Below are 16,835 nucleotides of genomic sequence, written 5' to 3' on the forward strand. Positions count from 1 at the left end.
TCGGCTACCCTCAGTAGGATAGGCCACCGCGAAAAGCCACTCATCGATTGGTTACCGCCTTTTTATTTGCATCGTCGCCCGAAGGAAAGACTGAATGGACCGCGTGCGAAATCTTCTGGAACAGATCCGGAACCGCCTCGAAGAATTGAACAAGGCCGAGAAAAAAGTCGCCGAGGTCATCCTGCTCAACCCGCAGCAGGCCACCCGCTTCTCGATCGCTGCCCTCGCCCAAGCCGCTTCGGTCAGTGAACCGACGGTCAACCGCTTTTGCCGTTCGTTCGGCGTCAGTGGTTACCCTGAACTTAAATTGCAGTTGGCGCAAAGCCTGGCCAGTGGCGCGGCGTATGTCAGCCGCGCCGTGGAAGCCGATGATAACCCGGAGGCCTACACCCAGAAGATCTTCGGCAGCGCCATCGCGTCCCTGGACAGTGCCTGCCAGGCCCTCGACCCGGCCCTGATCAGCAAGGCCGTGGATCTGTTGATCCAGGCGCGGCAGATTCACTTCTTCGGCCTGGGCGCCTCGGCCCCGGTGGCCATGGACGCGTTGCACAAGTTCTTCCGTTTCAACCTGGCGGTGACCGCCCACGCCGACGTGCTGATGCAACGCATGATCGCCTCAGTGGCGCATACCGGTGAGTTGTTCGTGATCATTTCCTACACCGGGCGTACCCGTGAGCTGGTGGAAGTGGCGCGTATCGCACGGGAAAACGGCGCGTCGGTGCTGGGCGTAACGGCCGAGAACTCACCGTTGGCCAAGGCCAGCACGGTGAGCCTGAACATTCCGCTGCCGGAAGACACCGATATCTACATGCCGATGACCTCGCGGATCATTCAGCTGACGGTGCTGGATGTGCTGGCGACCGGGATGACATTACGCCGCGGAGTGGATTTCCAGCCGCATTTGCGCAAGATCAAAGAGAGCTTGAATGACAGCCGGTATCCGGTGGGGGATGAGTTCAACTGAGCCTGATCGTTCCCACGCTCCGCGTGGGAATGCCTCTTGTGACGCTCCGCGTCACGGCATCAAGAGCAGACGCGGAGCGTCAAGGGCTGCTTTCCCACGCGCAGCGTGGGAACGATCACAGCAGCACCACTAAATCCCAGCCCGAGCCTGCAAACTCAGATGCGCCCTCTCCCCCGGCGCCAGGCTGGCCCCGGCCATCGCCGACTCCACGCACACAAACCCCGACGCCTCGTTGAAGCTCACACCCAGCAACGGCCGGCTGCCGGGATGCCACACCACGGTGTCAGCGCTGTCGCCGGTGTCGATACACAGTTCCCGCTGCCACGCATGGTCCTTGAGGTGCAACTCACCCTCATGCTGGAACACTCGCTGGCAGCCGCCATCCACCCGCAGTTCGCCTTCCTGCTGGCAAGCCTGGCGGTTGAGCTGGTCGTAACCTTGCGCCCCGTCGAGCCCAGACAGCGCTACCTCGTCAACGTGACCGATACGCCAGTAGGCGTGCAAAGCATGGCTCAACTGGCACGGCAGCTCATCCTGATGCTCGGTGCTCAGGCGCAATTCCAGGGTTTCACCCAAATGCGCGTGCAGGTCCACCTGCCAGTCGCACAGCTGCAGCTGCCAGTGCAGACGCACGCCATCATCTTCGGTGCTGCTGTCGAGCAGTTTCCAATCGATCAAGCGCGCCCAACCGTGGGAAGGCCACGCGTTTTCGCTGGGGTGGCGGCCATACCAAGGCCAACACACCGGCACGCCACCCCGGATGGCACCGACTTGCGGCCACTTGGCGGCGCACCACAGCCAGGGTTTCTGGCCGGTGGGCTGAAAGTGCAGCAATTGCGCGCCCTGGCGACTGAACACCGCCTGGCACAGCGGATGGTCGATCACCAACACGTCACGCATCTGGAAGCGCTCCCAGGCGAACACCGGACGCTCGCGCAAGGATTTGAAAAAACGTTGCAGCGGTTGCTCATGCATGTGCCACGGTCCCGAATATCACAGTGCAACCCAAAAAAAAGCGGATAGCCATGGCTATCCGCAAAATGCGCACAGAGAGAAGGAGCTTATCGCAACAGCGTTAGAACGTAGACTGGATTTTCAGGCCCGCTACCAACGCGTTGTCGACTTTGTCCACGCCACCAGGCTGGACAACGTATTGCAGGTTCGGACGCACGGTCAGCCAGTTGGTGACGTGGAAACCGTAGTTGAGTTCGACGTTGTACTCAGTCTCACGAATCGGCGTGTAGAACGGATTGTCATAGTCGCTCACACCATTGGCGGCGTTAAGCAGTTGAGAGTTCTTCTTCACGTCATCGTTGACATGCAGGCGAGCGACGCCAATGCCGACGTCATCTTTTGGACGCGCGTCGAAGGGGCCTTTGTACACCAGCATCAACGACTGGTAGTTGTCGACCAGGTTGGTTTCCTTGTCATGGAAGGTCGCGTTGGCGGCGATGTTCAGGCCACGGGTAGCGTCGCCGTTATGCGTGGTAAGTTGCTGTTGCGCAACGAACCAGTAGCCTTTCTTGCTGCTGTGGGTACGGTAGGCGGCGCCAGTAGTGGCGGCATCGTTGCCGTTGACGTCTTCGCGTACGTCAGACGCATCGGCAGCGCTTTTGTAGTAACCCACACGGTATTCGCCAGGCAGGTTGTTGACCTTCGGCGACCAGACCAACTCCACCGGAATCACGGTGCCTTTGGTACCGCTGCCGCTGAGTTTGAAGCCGTTGCCGTGCTCCAGTTGCGACGGGTTCTGGTTGTAGGCACCAATCTGCGCATACAGCTCAGGCGTGATGTTGTACTTCACGCGGATAGCGGCCTGGGCGACCGGCCAGTTGTACCAGGTGTTTACGTAGTTACCGACCTGGGAGCCGCAGAACGACAGGTTCTGGAAGTCGCACGGGAAGGTGTTGAAGTCTTCGCCTTCACCGAAGTAGCCGAGCTTCACGTCCAGCTTGTTGTCGAACATCTGGTGCTGAACCCAGAACTGGGTCAGACGCACCATGTGGCCACGGCCATACACTTCCTGAGACGAACTCAAGGTGCCGGCGCGCGGGTCGCCAATACGGTCATTGGAGATGTTCTGGCCATTACGGTTGGTGAACTGGATCTTGGCCTGGGTGTTATCCCAGCCCCACAGTTTTTGCAGGTCCAGCGCCACGCCCAGACCGAACTGGTCAGCGTAACGACCGGTCTTGTCGTTGTTGTAGCCACCGTGGGCGTTGTAGCCCATCTCACCTACGTAGTCGGCCTTGATGTCGATACCTTGCTCGATCAGCTTGGTACGCTCGCCGCCCCAATCGCCGGTCATCCACTTGGAATCGGCGCTGAACGCATCGGCCGCCATCGCATTGGCGGACAATACAAGGGCTGCTGCTGCTGACAGTTGGCAGAACAGCCGAGTGTTGTTGTGTTGCTTTTTCATCCCTACATCCTCGTCTTTATTGTTATTAAACTGTTTTTATCTAACGCGGGTTACATTTTTTAATTAAAACAACCAGTTATCTCGATTAACGACCTTTGAACTGAGTCACATTGTCGGCATGCCCCTGTGCCGGCAATGCAGCAACGGTGCCCAATCGCTCACCGGTCGCGGCATCGAACAGCAATACCTTGGCCGGGTCGAACTGCAGGGTCAGGGTCTCGCCGACCTGCGGTGCCACGTCCGGCGCCAGACGGCAGCAGACCTTGGTGTCATTGAGCTGCACGAACACCAGAGTGTCCGGGCCGGTAGGCTCGGTTACCTGGACTTCGGCACGAATGCTCGAAGAACCATTGCCCTCGCCCGCCGCCAGCACGATCTGCTCCGGGCGCAGGCCCAGGATCACATCGCGGTCTTCCAACCCAGCGTCATTCATACTCAGCGGCAGCTCGCAACGGGCCTGGCCGCTGTCGAGCAGCGCCACCAGGCGACCGTCCTTGCGTTGCAGACGCAAAGGTACGAAGTTCATGGGAGGTGAACCGATAAAGCTTGCCACAAACAAGTTGGCCGGGTCGTTGTAAATTTCTTTCGGCGTACCAAATTGTTGGATGATGCCGTCCTTCATCACCGCCACTTTGTCGCCCAGGGTCATTGCTTCGATCTGGTCGTGGGTCACGTAGACGGTGGTGGTCTTCAGCCGCTGGTGCATCAGCTTCATTTCGGTGCGCATCTCGACGCGCAGCTTGGCGTCAAGGTTCGACAACGGTTCGTCGAACAGGTAGATCTTCGGCCGACGCGCCAAGGCCCGGCCCATCGCCACGCGCTGTTGCTGGCCACCGGACAGTTGGCCCGGCTTGCGGTTGAGCAGGTGTTCGATCTGCAGCAGCTTGGCCACGCGCGCGACTTCGGCGTCGATGTCGGCCTGGGGCATCTTGCGGATCTTCAGGCCGAATTCGATGTTCTCGCGCACGCTCATGGTCGGGTACAGCGCGTAGGACTGGAACACCATGGCGATGTCACGGTCCTTGGGGCTCATGCCGCTCACGTCCTGATCACCGATCATGATCGCGCCGCCGGAGATGGTCTCAAGGCCGGCGATGCAGTTCATCAACGTGGACTTACCGCACCCCGAAGGGCCGACCAGGATCAGGAACTCACCTTCCTTGATCGACAGTTCGATGTTCTTCAAGGTGTCGGGCAGGCCGGCGCCATAGGTCTTGTTTACATTGCGAAGTTCAAGCGTAGCCATGATTACCCCTTGACCGCGCCGGCCGTCAGGCCGCGCACGAAATACTTGCCTGCGATCACATAGACCAGCAGGGTCGGCAGCCCGGCAATCATCGCCGCCGCCATATCCACGTTATATTCCTTGGCCCCGGTGCTGGTGTTGACCAGGTTGTTCAGCGCCACCGTGATGGGCTGCGAGTCGCCGCTGGAGAACACCACACCGAACAGGAAGTCGTTCCAGATCTGGGTGAACTGCCAGATCAGGCAGACCATGATGATCGGCGTCGACATCGGCAGAATGATCTGACGGAAGATGGTGAAGAAACCGGCACCGTCCAGGCGGGCCGCCTTGATCAACGCATCCGGAATGCTCACGTAGTAGTTACGGAAGAACAGCGTGGTGAACGCCAGGCCGTAGACCACATGCACGAACACCAGGCCGGTGGTGGTGCTGGCCAGGCCCATCTTGCCGAGGGTGAACGACGCCGGCAGCAGCACGGTCTGGAACGGCAGGAAGCAGCCGAACAGCAACAGGCCGAAGAACAGCTGCGAACCGCGAAAGCGCCAGAACGACAGCACGTAGCCGTTCAACGCACCGATGGCCGTGGAGATCAGCACAGCGGGCACGGTGATCTTGATCGAGTTCCAGAAGTAGCCGTCCACGGTGGCCCAGGCCTTGACCCAGCCAATGCCGCTGACCACGGTCGGCCAGCTCAGCAGGTTGCCGGTGCTGATGTCTTCAGGCGTCTTGAAACTGGTGAGCAGCATCACCACCAGCGGCACCAGGTACAGCAGCACCGCAAGGATCAGCACCGCGTAGATCGCGATGCGACTCAGGCTGATGGCAGGTTTAGCGGCGAGACTAGTCATTGCGCTTGGTCCTCAGCTCGGAATACAGGTACGGCACGATGATCGCGAGGATCGCACCGAGCATCAGGATTGCACTGGCCGAGCCCATGCCCATCTGGCCGCGACTGAAGGTGAACGAGTACATGAACATGGCCGGCAGGTCGGAGGAATAGCCCGGGCCGCCAGCGGTCATCGCCGCCACCAGGTCGAAGCTCTTGATCGCAATGTGCGCCAGGATCATCACCGCACTGAAGAACACCGGACGCAGGCTTGGCAGCACCACGCTCCAGTAGATGCGTGGCAGGCTCGCGCCGTCGATCTGCGCGGCGCGGATGATCGACTGATCGACGCCCCGCAGGCCCGCCAGGAACATCGCCATGATGAAGCCCGAGGCTTGCCACACGGCGGCGATCACCAGGCAGTAGACCACGCGGTCGGGGTCGATCAGCCAGTCGAGACGGAAGCCTTCCCAACCCCAATCGCGCAATAATTTGTCCAGGCCCATGCCCGGGTTGAGCAGCCATTTCCAGGCGGTACCGGTGACGATCATCGAGAGCGCCATCGGGTACAGGTAAATGGTGCGAATGAAACCTTCGCGACGGATTTTCTGGTCGAGGAAAATCGCCAGCAGCACGCCGATCACCAGGGTGATACCGATGAACATCCCGCCGAACACGGCGAGGTTTTTGCTCGCTACCCACCAACGATCGTTGTCGAACAACCGCTCGTATTGCGCCAGGCCAGCCCACTTGTAGCTGGGCAGGAAGGTGGAGGTGGTGAACGACAGCACGAACGTCCACAGGATGTAGCCATAAAAGCCCACCAGCACGATGAACATGCTCGGCGCCAGCACCAGTTTAGGGAGCCAGCGCTGCAGTGCATCGAACGGCGAGGCCTTGCTGAACACAGCAACAGAACTCATGGGAAAATCCAAGAAAAAGGTAAAGATGGCTGCAAGCTACAAGCTGCAAGCGTCAAGACAACAACGCACCAGCTTGTAGCTTGTAGCTTGAAACTTGCAGCTTAAAACCTACTTCGCAGACTTGATCGCAGCGCCCAATTTCTTGGCGGTGTCGGCCGGGTCGGCTTTCGGATCGTTGATGTAGTTGGTGACCACGTCAAAGAACGCACCTTGTACCGCCAGGGTGGTGGCCATGTTGTGCGCCATGCTTGGCTGCAGGCCACCGGTCTTGGCATCGGTCAGGAAGTCCTTGGCCGCCGTCTGGGCGCAGGAGTCGAAACCGTACGAATCCATTTTGTTCAGCATGTCGTTGCGCACAGGGATCGAACCCTTGTTGATGCTGAACACTTTCTGGAAGTTTTCACCCAGCACGACTTTGGCGATGTCCTGCTGGCCAGCGGCAGTGCCTTTGTCTTTCTGCTTGAACACCGCCAGGGAGTCGATGTTGTAGGTGAAGGCTTTGTCGGTGCCCGGGAACGCTACGCACTCGTAGTCTTTGCCGGCGACTTTCTTGGCGGCGGTCCATTCGGACTTGGCCCAGTCACCCATGATCTGCATGCCGGCCTTGCCGTTGATGACTTTACCGGCTTCGAGGTTCCAGTCCTGGCCTTTGCCGTCAACGTCCATATAGGTCGCGACTTTCTTCAGCTCGGTCAGCGACTTGACCATTTCCGGGCCGGTCAGTGCGCCGTTATCCAGGTCGACCAGGGCTTTCTTGTAGCCATCGGCACCCATCACCGAGAGCACCACCGCCTCGAACACGGTGCTGTCCTGCCAAGGCTGGCCGCCGTGAGCGAGCGCAATGAAGCCCGCCGCTTTCAGTTTGTCGCCGGCGGCATAGAATTCTTCGAGGGTGGTGGGGTTCTTGGTGATGCCGGCTTTCTTGAAGACTTCCGGGTTGATCCACAGCCAGTTCACGCGGTGGATGTTGACCGGTACGGCGACGTAGTCACCGTCGTACTTCACGGTATCGGAGACTTTCTTGTCGAGCAGGGAGTCCCATTTTTCTTCTTTGGCGACGTCTTTGAGCACGTCGGTGTCGAGCAGGCCGGTGGACGCCCATTCCTGGATGTCGGGGCCTTTGATCTGGGCGACGCCAGGTGGGTTGCCGGCGACCGCACGGCTTTTCAGCACAGTCATTGCAGTGGCACCGCCGCCACCTGCAACAGCGCCGTCTTTCCAGGTGAAGCCGTCTTTCTCGACTTGGGCCTTCAAGACATCGACAGCCGCTTTTTCACCGCCCGAGGTCCACCAATGCACCACTTCAACCGTCCCTTTCGAGTCGGCGGCAAATGCACTGAGGGGAAACAACGAGGCAACGGAAATAGCTACGGCGAGGCGATTAATCGCGTTCATCTGAATACCTTTTCTTGTTGTTATGCATGCAAGTCTAGAGCTTGCGCTGCACGGAGTTTAAACAGGGATTTTCCGGGCGCAGGTAACAAAGGGACGTACAAATGTCACCACTTGGTGACATAGCGTCCACTGCCCAATGCACTGGCCAGGCTGGGTGCCAAGGGTAGCGCCGGCAACACGACGGCTTGCCAGGCATGGTACAGGTCCGGTTTGCCCGCCCAGATTTTGCTGCTGGGCTGGTTGTGCGGGCTGAGTTCGTGGTGCCAGCTGCCATGGAGCCGGTCGATGAAATGGGTTTCGCAAAACTCCCAGAACCGCCGGTACCAGATTTCATAATGCAACTCACCGGTACGCTTGAGCAGCGCCTGGGCCGCGGCGCTGGCTTCGGCATGGGTCCAGTGCAGGCGTTCGCGAACGACCGGGCGGTTGTTCCAGTCCAGGGTGTAGACAATGCCCGGCGCACCATCCACGGCCCAGGCATAGTCGCAGGCGCTGGCAAACAGCCCTTGGGCATCGCTCACCAACCAGTCCGGCGTGGGCAGCCCGGCTTGCAGGCGCGCGGCTTCCAGATGCAGTACCAGCCGCGCCCATTCGAAGCCATGGCCGGGGGTGATGCCATAGGGACGGAAACCGTCGGCGGGGTTGTCTTCGTTGTAAGCGGGCAAAGGCTTCCACTGGGCGTCGAAGTGCTCGATCACCATAAAGTGGCTACCGGCGGCATGGGTATGGATGACGCGCTCGACGATACGTAATGCGCGGTCCAGCCAGCGCGTGTCACCGGTGACATCGGCCAGGGCGAGGAACGCTTCGGTGGCGTGCATGTTGCTGTTGGCGCCGCGATAGGCTTCGACGCCGCTCCAATCGCGGGCGAAAGATTCGAGCATCACGCCCTCCTCTTCGCTCCAGAAGAACTGGTCGATGATATGGACCGCATCGTTAAACAGGGTGTGTGCACCGGGTGCACCGGCCACCACCGCAGAGCTGGCGGCCAGGGCGACGAACGCATGCAGGTAAGCGGCCTTGCCGGTATTGCCATCGATGGCATCGGGCGCGGCGAACCAGCCACCGTGTTCGCTATCGTGCAACGGGCCGCTGAGGGCCGCGACGCCGTGGGCTACCAGCTCGGCGTAACCGGGCAGCCCCATGGCGTGGGCCATGGCGAAGCTGTGGGTCATACGGGCAGTGTTCATGGTTTCGGCATGGGCATCGGCCGGCAGCTGGCCTCGCTCGTCGAGGTTGCCAAAGCCGTGCGGCAGGCGCGAAGCCTTGGCAAATGACAGCAGGCGCTGGCCTTCGGCCGCGAGCCAGGCGTGATGGGCAGGTGCGTTCAGCCAACTGCTGGCAGGCAGTGGTTGCATGGTCATGGGTAGCCCTTGTTATTTTTTATGGGTGACCGGAGTCTAAACAAGGGCATGAAAGCGGCAAGTAACGAAGGCGAAGATAAATGTCACCGAACGGTGACAAATTTGAGCACGACAGAGATTTACTTAACTAATACAGATTCAAATGTGGGAGGGGGCAAGCCCCCTCCCACAGTTTGGCCTCATTCACAGTCCACAGAACGAGTCATTGACCTAGCGGCGTGACCGCCGCCGGCGCATTGAGACGTTGATTCAGGTTCTGCACCTGGCTTTGCAAGGTCGTGATATTGCGCGTGGTCTGGATGCGGAACACGTCGAATTCCTTGTTGGTCGGCGCATCAGTGGTGACGGGCTGATTCTCCTGCGCGCTCTTGAGGACCAGCACGTCCTGCTCAAGACGGGCGATGGCCGCCGTCGGATTGCCTTGCTTCTTCAAGGCCGCCACGTCGTTAGCCAGGTCCTTGGTCTCAACCTGTGCCGCCTTGAGGCTGGCGACCGCATCGGTCAGGGCCTGCACCTGGCCCTGCAATTTGGCATTCGCATTCGCAAGCTCAGTGGTGCTGGCGCTCATCTGTGCCAGGCGCTGGTCCAGCGCGGTGGCTTGGCCGGCCACGCCCACTTGTTGCTTGCCCTGCTCGAGCAACTGGGCTTCCAACTGTTTGATCTGCAATTTCAGGGCTTCGCTGCCGTTGTTCACATTGGCTTCGCTGGCCACGACCTTGCCGGAAATATCCTGCAGGCGCCCCGCCGCTTCTTCGCTGATACGCGCAAAGCTTTCCTGGGTGGCGACCAGTTGCTGGCCCATCAGGGAAATCTGCTGGAAGCTCCACCAGGCAAGGCCGGCAAAGGCGATCAGCAATGCGCCGACCAACGCCCACAACGGGCCGGTGTTCGCCCGTTTAACCTTGACCACAGGCGTCGTCCGCGAGCGCACCGAGGTGGCGGCAGTCGGCACGAAATCATCATCGTCCCCGAGATCAGCCCGCAGGCTGGGAACGTTGTCGAAGTCGTCTTTAGCATCGTTACGCATGAATCTATCCTGAATCAATGAGATGGCCGGCTGGAAAGCCGAGCGGCGCGAGTATAAACCCTACGCTCGGCGCATGGGTCGACACGCAACCCTCAATACGGTTCCCGATGTTGTTGTGAGCTTAAGCGTGGCCCGGGGCCTGGGCCTTCCACCAGGTACAGAACTCGTCGAGGGCGCTCCACAGGCTGACCTTGGGCTCATAGTCGAGATAATGCCGCGCCCGGCTGATGTCGAGGGTGAAATCTTTGTTCATGACCTGCATGCCCAGGCGCGACAACGACGGCTCCGGCCGCCCCGGCCACATTGCGCAGAACGCCTCATTCAAAGCCGCCATGCTGTAGGACAAACCATAGGAGCGATAGCGGGTGACCTGCGGCAGGTCCATTTGTCGCATCACGTAGTTGACCACATCCCACACCGGCACCGGCGTGCCATTGCTGATGTTGTAGGCCTTGCCCAACGCCGAACCAGGCGCCAGCAAACTGCTGAGCAGCGCCTCGTTAAGGTTGTGCACGCTGGTGAAATCGACCTTGTTGAGGCCGTCACCGACGATGGCCAGGCGGTTCTTGCGCTGCATCTTCAACAGACGCGGGAATAGGCTCATGTCACCGGCACCGGTGACGAAACGCGGGCGTAGGGCCAGCACTTCCAGACCGAATTCCTGGGCCCCGAAGACCTTCTGCTCCGCCAGGTATTTGGTCGCCGCATAAGGATGCTTGAAGCGCTTGGGCACTTGCTCTTCGGTCAGCCCCAAGTGGTCGCGCCCATCGAAATAGATTGAGGGCGAGGACAGATGCACCAACCGCCCGACCCGCTGCTTGAGGCATGCTTCGACGACGTTCTCGGTGACCAGCACATTGCCCTGATGGAAATCCTGATACTTGCCCCACAGCCCGACGGCACCGGCGCAATGCACCACGGCCTCGACGTCACGGCACAGCGCGCGCACCAGGTCGGCATCGTTCAGATCACCCTGGATAAACTCGGCCCCGCGCCGCACCAGATGTTCCACACCCTCGGCACGTCGCCCGTTGACCCGCACGTCCAAGCCCTGCTCCAGGGCGAAACGCGCAAAGCGCCCGCCGATGAAGCCGCTTGCGCCGGTGACCAGAATCTTCATGCATTACCCCATGTTCTTTCGTTTTTCATCGCTGTTGCCTTGACGCCCGCCATCACTTCAACGGCACCAACCATTGCCCACAGACCTGTGCCAGATGCTCGGTCAACAGGCCCAACAGTTGCCCGCCGCTGCGCCAATGATGCCAGTACAGCGGCACGTCGATGGGCTTATCTGGCAGCAATTCGACCAACAGGCCGTTTTGCAGTTGGTCGCGTACCTGCAGTTCGGGTACCAGGCCCCAGCCCAGGCCGGCTTCCGTCAGGCGGATAAAGCCTTCGGACGACGGGCATAAATGGTGCTCGAAACCACCGTTCACCCCGAGCGAAGCCAGGTAACGGTGTTGCAGGAAATCATCCGGTCCGAACACCAGGGCCGGAGTACTGGCCAGTTGGTCGGCCTGCACGCCAGCGGGGAAGTGTCGCGCGATAAACGCGGGGCTGGCCAATGCGCGATAACGCATGGCGCCAAGCGCCAGGCTGCGGGCGCCGGCCACCGGGCGCTCGCTGGCGCAGATGCAGGCCGCCACTTCACCGGCGCGCATGCGCTTGAGGCCGACAGTCTGGTCCTCTACCACCAGGTCCAGCAGCAAGTGCTGTTCGGCGCAGAAATCACTCACCGCCAGCGCCCACCAGGTGGCGAGGCTGTCGGCGTTCAGCGCGATGCGCAAGCGCTCGGGCATGCCTTCTTCGTCCAACGCAGGCACCTGGCTTTGCAGGTCGCGCTCCAGCAGCCGCACCTGTTGCACATGGTTGAGCAAGCGCCGGCCGATATCGGTGGGGGTCGGCGGCGTTGCCCGTACCAGTACCGGTTGGCCGACGCGCGCTTCCAGCAGCTTGATGCGCTGGGACACGGCCGACTGCGACAGCCCCAGCACCTGCGCGCCGCGCTCGAAGCCCGCCTGTTCCACTACGGCCGCCAACGCGGAAAGCAATTTATAGTCGAACATCAGTTTCTCTAATGAGCGATCAGCAATATTGATTTTTCTTATACAGCCTGTACCCAGAGAATAGCCAGCATCGCTTCTCTCTTTATAAGGAACTCCCATGGTTGGCGAAACTGCCCTGGCAACCCTGTTGCGCAGCATGAGCCCTCAGCTCAATGACGGTGACTACGTGTTCTGCACCCTGCCCGATCACCGTATCCCAGCCAGTTGCGAGGTGATCGGCAGCTTTCGCGAGCAGGAAGGCCTGACGCTGATCCTGGAGCGCCGGCACGCCGAGCAGGCCGGCCTGGCCTTCGACTATGTGGCGGCATGGATCACCTTGAATGTGCATTCAGCCCTCGAAGCGGTGGGCCTGACCGCCGCGTTCGCCGGCGCGCTGGGAAAGGCAGGTATCAGTTGCAACGTGATCGCCGGTTATTACCACGACCACCTGTTTGTCGGTCGCACGGATGCCGAGCGCGCCATGCAGGTGTTGCACCAGTTGGCGGCGGACGCGGAGTAAACCTTATGTGGCAAAGCTATCTGAATGGGCTGTTGGTGTCCCTCGGTCTGATCATGGCGATCGGCAGCCAAAACGCCTTTGTCTTGGCGCAAAGCCTGCGCCGTGAACATCACCTGCCGGTGGCCGCGTTGTGCGTGGTGTGCGATGCATTGCTGGTGGCAGCCGGCGTATTCGGCCTGGCGACGGTACTGGCGCAAAGCCCGCTGCTGCTGGGCATTGCCCGTTGGGGCGGCGCGGCGTTCCTGCTGTGGTACGGCACCCTGGCGTTGCGTCGAGCGTTTTCGAAACAGAGCCTGGAGCAAGGCGCACACCTCAAGATGCGCTCATTGCGCGCGGTGTTGCTCAGCGCCCTGGCGGTGACCCTGCTCAACCCCCATGTTTACCTGGACACCGTGCTGTTGATCGGCTCACTGGGCGCGCAACAAACCGAACCGGGCGCGTATGTAGCAGGCGCCGCCAGCGCTTCGTTGCTGTGGTTCGCAACGCTGGCCCTCGGCGCGGCGTGGTTGGCGCCCTGGCTGGCACGCCCGGCCACCTGGCGCCTGCTGGACCTGCTGGTGGCCGTGATGATGTTCAGCGTGACCTACCAATTAATCAGTGCGCCATGAACTTATTCCAAAAGGCTCTGGAACCTCTATCCCACACAGTTGTTGCGTGGTTTTGCCGCACCCCCGGTGCTATGATCCCGAACTTGCGCCGCAAAGAGTACAGACTCGCCGGCGCTTGTTTGGCCGCCCGTGATCGGCCTTGCGCTCACCGCAACTGACCTGATTAGGAGAATCATCATGGCTTTCGAATTGCCGCCGCTGCCCTACGCACACGATGCCCTGCAGCCGCACATCTCCAAGGAAACCCTGGAGTATCACCACGACAAGCACCACAACACCTATGTCGTGAACCTGAACAACCTGGTGCCAGGCACCGAGTTCGAAGGCAAGACCCTGGAAGAAATCGTCAAGTCTTCCTCGGGCGGTATCTTCAACAACGCCGCTCAGGTCTGGAACCACACGTTCTACTGGAACTGCCTGGCGCCAAACGCCGGCGGCCAACCTACCGGCGCACTGGCTGAAGCCATCAACGCTGCGTTCGGTTCGTTCGACAAGTTCAAGGAAGAGTTCAGCAAGACGTCCATCGGCACCTTCGGTTCCGGTTGGGGCTGGCTGGTGAAGAAGGCTGACGGTTCCCTGGCCCTGGCCAGCACCATCGGCGCAGGCAACCCGCTGACCAACGGCGACACCCCGCTGCTGACCTGCGATGTCTGGGAACACGCCTACTACATCGACTACCGCAACGTGCGTCCGAAGTATGTAGAAGCGTTCTGGAACCTGGTCAACTGGAAGTTCGTGGCCGAGCAGTTCGAAGGCAAGACCTTCACTGCCTAAGCAACGCTTGCAGTAGACAGAGCCCGGCGATTGCCGGGCTTTTTCATGGGCGCTGGAAAGTAGCGAGTTGGTTGGAATCGTGGAACTCGCCGAAGGGAATTTGCCACGCACTGAGTGAGAGGAATAACCCTCTCGCGCTCTTCTGGAGAAAAAAGATGGAAGAAATCGGAAAAGCAGGCGGGCAGATGGCGATGCAACTCATCAGCGGCCTGATGAAAGGCCTTGCCGGTGGTGCAGGTGGCGGCGGCGATGAAGGTGGCGCGAAAGCACCAGAGCGTCCCGGTGAGGACAACATGCCACCGCCACCGCCGAAGATTGATTTTTCAGTCAGTTAATCAATGCGGTTGAAATGCCAAGCTACCGTTGGCATGCAGCGCGTTAGTCAAACAGTCAGACGGCGGAACGAATCCGCCGTTTTTCTGGTTTTTTCCTTTCTGTCAGGTGTGAAGTCGCCTTGCGCGCCAATGTTCCTTTGACTGCCATCGCCCGATTGCCAATACTCATGGCATATTGAAGGCCACCCGCATGAGACAAGGAATGCCCCTTTGAAGCTGGAACTCAAAAACAGCTTGTCGGTGAAGTTGCTACGGGTTGTCTTGCTCTCGGCATTGATCGTGGGCGTAGCGCTGAGCGTGGCGCAGATCGTGTTCGATGCCTACAAGACGCGCCAGGCCGTGGCCGGTGATGCCCAACGTATTCTCGACATGTTTCGCGACCCCTCGACCCAGGCCGTGTATAGCCTGGACCGCGAAATGGGCATGCAGGTGATCGAAGGGCTGTTTCAGGATGACGCCGTGCGTGTCGCGTCCATCGGTCACCCCAACGAAACCATGCTCGCGGAAAAAAGCCGTGCCTTGCAGCATTCTTCCAGCCGCTGGTTGACCGACCTGATTCTCGGGCAGGAGCGCACTTTTACCACCGCACTGGTCGGCAAGGGCCCCTACAGCGAGTATTACGGCGACCTGAGCATCACCCTCGACACCGCCACCTACGGCGAAGGCTTTATTGTCAGCTCAGTGATCATCTTTATTTCCGGCGTGCTGCGCGCCCTGGCCATGGGCCTGGTGCTGTACCTGGTGTATCACTGGCTGCTGACCAAACCGCTGTCGCGGATTATCGAACACCTGACGTCGATCAACCCGGACCGGCCCAGCGAGCACAAGATCCCGCAGCTCAAGGGGCATGAGCGCAACGAGCTGGGCCTGTGGATAAACACCGCCAACCAGTTGCTCGAATCCATCGAACGCAACACCCACCTGCGCCACGCGGCCGAGTCCAGCCTGTTGCGCATGGCCCAGTATGACTTTCTCACCGGCCTGCCGAACCGCCAGAAGCTGCAGGAGCAACTGGACAGGATCCTGACCGATGCCGGCCGTCGTCAGCGCCGGGTGGCGGTATTGTGTGTGGGGCTGGATGACTTCAAGAGCGTCAACGAACAATTCACCTACCAGAACGGCGACAAACTGCTGCTGGCGCTGGCCGATCGTTTGCGCGCCCATAGCGGTCGCCTCGGCGCGCTCGCACGCCTGGGGGGCGACCAGTTCGCCCTGGTGCAAGCCGATATCGACCAGCCCTACGAAGCCGCCGAGCTGGCGCAAAGCATCCTGGATGACCTGGAAGCGGAATTCGCCCTCGACCAGGACCAGATTCGTTTGCGCGCCACCATCGGCATCACCTTGTTCCCGGAAGACGGCGACAGCACGGAGAAATTGCTGCAGAAAGCCGAACAGACCATGACCCTGGCCAAAAGCCGCTCGCGCAACCGTTATCAGTTCTATATCGCCAGCGTCGACAGCGAAATGCGTCGGCGCCGTGAGCTGGAAAAAGACCTGCGCGATGCCTTGAGCCGCGACCAGTTCCACTTGGTGTACCAACCGCAGATCAGCTATCGCGACCTGCGCGTGGTCGGTGTAGAGGCGTTGATTCGCTGGCAGCACCCGGAACACGGCCTGGTTCCGCCGGACCTGTTCATCCCGCTGGCGGAACAGAATGGCACCATCATTCCCATCGGCGAATGGGTGCTTGACCAGGCGTGCCGCCAACTGCGCGAATGGCATGACCAGGGCTTCACCGAGCTGCGCATGGCGGTCAACCTGTCCACCGTGCAGTTGCACCACACCGAGTTGCCGCGGGTGGTCAACAACCTGATGCAGATTTATCGCCTGCCGCCGCGCAGCCTGGAGCTGGAAGTCACCGAAACGGGCCTGATGGAAGACATCAGCACCGCCGCCCAACACCTGCTGAGCCTGCGTCGTTCGGGGGCGCTGATCGCCATCGATGACTTCGGCACCGGTTATTCATCCCTCAGTTACCTCAAAAGCCTGCCGCTGGACAAGATCAAGATCGACAAGAGCTTCGTCCAGGACCTGCTGGACGTAGACGACGATGCGACCATCGTGCGGGCGATTATCCAACTGGGCAAAAGCCTGGGCATGCAGGTGATTGCCGAAGGTGTGGAGACCGCCGAACAGGAGGCCTACATCATTTCCGAGGGCTGCCATGAAGGCCAGGGTTACTACTACAGCAAACCGCTGCCGGCCCGGGAGTTGGCGGCTTACTTGAAGCAATCGGAACGCAATAACGCGGCGATTCTTTGAGCGGGGCGAACGATTCCAAATATTTCACGCGTATAAGCCTTTACACAAAATGCAAATCTTTCGCATTATGTCGCAGCTTTTGCGCCCGCGCGCGCGCCCTATCAACAACCGAAGCAGGATGTTC

General features: G+C 60.2%; 16 protein-coding genes. 6 read left to right on the forward strand and 10 right to left on the reverse strand.

Annotated elements, in window-relative coordinates:
- Positions 1-103: 103 nt before the first annotated feature.
- Entirely contained in the window at positions 104-964 is an 861-nt protein-coding gene (locus C4J86_RS20340; protein WP_170039859.1) for a MurR/RpiR family transcriptional regulator, read from the forward strand.
- Between the two features lie 129 nt (positions 965-1,093).
- On the opposite strand, the gene C4J86_RS20345 is transcribed toward C4J86_RS20340, so the two are convergent.
- The 10 genes from C4J86_RS20345 to C4J86_RS20390 all read right to left on the reverse strand — a co-directional run bounded on the left by C4J86_RS20345 (position 1,094) and on the right by C4J86_RS20390 (position 12,233).
- Complete coding sequence (locus C4J86_RS20345) at positions 1,094-1,939, reverse strand: D-hexose-6-phosphate mutarotase (protein ID WP_124368116.1); 846 nt, start codon at positions 1,937-1,939, stop codon at positions 1,094-1,096.
- Positions 1,940-2,039: 100 nt separating this feature from the next.
- Positions 2,040-3,386 (reverse strand): carbohydrate porin, encoded by a 1,347-nt coding sequence (locus C4J86_RS20350; RefSeq protein WP_124371659.1) that lies wholly within the window; start codon positions 3,384-3,386, stop codon positions 2,040-2,042.
- Positions 3,387-3,471: 85 nt separating this feature from the next.
- Positions 3,472-4,632 carry an ABC transporter ATP-binding protein gene (locus C4J86_RS20355; RefSeq protein WP_124371660.1) on the reverse strand — a complete coding sequence of 387 codons (1,161 nt, stop codon included), beginning with the start codon at positions 4,630-4,632 and terminating at the stop codon, positions 3,472-3,474.
- 2 nt (positions 4,633-4,634) lie between these two features.
- Positions 4,635-5,480, reverse strand: coding sequence for a carbohydrate ABC transporter permease (locus C4J86_RS20360; protein ID WP_034115702.1), 846 nt, complete (start codon positions 5,478-5,480; stop codon positions 4,635-4,637).
- Positions 5,473-6,381: a carbohydrate ABC transporter permease gene (locus tag C4J86_RS20365; RefSeq protein WP_124364123.1), complete on the reverse strand. Its 909-nt coding sequence runs from the start codon at positions 6,379-6,381 to the stop codon at positions 5,473-5,475. The genes C4J86_RS20360 and C4J86_RS20365 overlap by 8 nt, the downstream gene beginning before the upstream one ends.
- A 108-nt stretch (positions 6,382-6,489) precedes the next feature.
- Positions 6,490-7,776 (reverse strand): ABC transporter substrate-binding protein, encoded by a 1,287-nt coding sequence (locus tag C4J86_RS20370; protein WP_124368119.1) that lies wholly within the window; start codon positions 7,774-7,776, stop codon positions 6,490-6,492.
- Between the two features lie 104 nt (positions 7,777-7,880).
- The gene (locus C4J86_RS20375; RefSeq protein WP_124371661.1) at positions 7,881-9,140 is read right to left on the reverse strand and encodes an AGE family epimerase/isomerase; all 1,260 of its coding nucleotides are present in this window, start codon (positions 9,138-9,140) and stop codon (positions 7,881-7,883) included.
- A gap of 202 nt (positions 9,141-9,342) precedes the next feature.
- Positions 9,343-10,167 carry an ATPase gene (locus tag C4J86_RS20380; RefSeq protein ID WP_124371662.1) on the reverse strand — a complete coding sequence of 275 codons (825 nt, stop codon included), beginning with the start codon at positions 10,165-10,167 and terminating at the stop codon, positions 9,343-9,345.
- A gap of 121 nt (positions 10,168-10,288) precedes the next feature.
- The gene (locus C4J86_RS20385) at positions 10,289-11,287 is read right to left on the reverse strand and encodes an NAD(P)-dependent oxidoreductase (protein ID WP_124368122.1); all 999 of its coding nucleotides are present in this window, start codon (positions 11,285-11,287) and stop codon (positions 10,289-10,291) included.
- A gap of 52 nt (positions 11,288-11,339) precedes the next feature.
- Positions 11,340-12,233, reverse strand: coding sequence for a LysR family transcriptional regulator ArgP (locus tag C4J86_RS20390; RefSeq protein ID WP_124371663.1), 894 nt, complete (start codon positions 12,231-12,233; stop codon positions 11,340-11,342).
- Positions 12,234-12,330: 97 nt separating this feature from the next.
- On the opposite strand from C4J86_RS20390, the gene C4J86_RS20395 reads away from it, so the two are divergent.
- The 5 genes from C4J86_RS20395 to C4J86_RS20415 all read left to right on the forward strand — a co-directional run bounded on the left by C4J86_RS20395 (position 12,331) and on the right by C4J86_RS20415 (position 16,711).
- A complete protein-coding gene (locus C4J86_RS20395) occupies positions 12,331-12,732 on the forward strand; it encodes an ACT domain-containing protein (protein WP_124371664.1) in 402 nt (133 codons plus the stop codon).
- A gap of 5 nt (positions 12,733-12,737) precedes the next feature.
- Complete coding sequence (locus C4J86_RS20400; RefSeq protein WP_124371665.1) at positions 12,738-13,340, forward strand: LysE/ArgO family amino acid transporter; 603 nt, start codon at positions 12,738-12,740, stop codon at positions 13,338-13,340.
- A gap of 177 nt (positions 13,341-13,517) precedes the next feature.
- A complete protein-coding gene (locus tag C4J86_RS20405; RefSeq protein WP_065949384.1) occupies positions 13,518-14,114 on the forward strand; it encodes a superoxide dismutase in 597 nt (198 codons plus the stop codon).
- A 155-nt stretch (positions 14,115-14,269) separates the two neighbouring features.
- Positions 14,270-14,449, forward strand: a complete 180-nt coding sequence (locus C4J86_RS20410; protein WP_104504514.1) for a hypothetical protein — start codon at positions 14,270-14,272, stop codon at positions 14,447-14,449.
- A 210-nt stretch (positions 14,450-14,659) separates the two neighbouring features.
- Entirely contained in the window at positions 14,660-16,711 is a 2,052-nt protein-coding gene (locus tag C4J86_RS20415) for a bifunctional diguanylate cyclase/phosphodiesterase (protein ID WP_124364131.1), read from the forward strand.
- The last annotated feature ends 124 nt before the right edge of the window (positions 16,712-16,835 follow it).

This window comes from Pseudomonas sp. R2-7-07 (genome assembly GCF_003852355.1).
Classification (GTDB): domain Bacteria; phylum Pseudomonadota; class Gammaproteobacteria; order Pseudomonadales; family Pseudomonadaceae; genus Aquipseudomonas.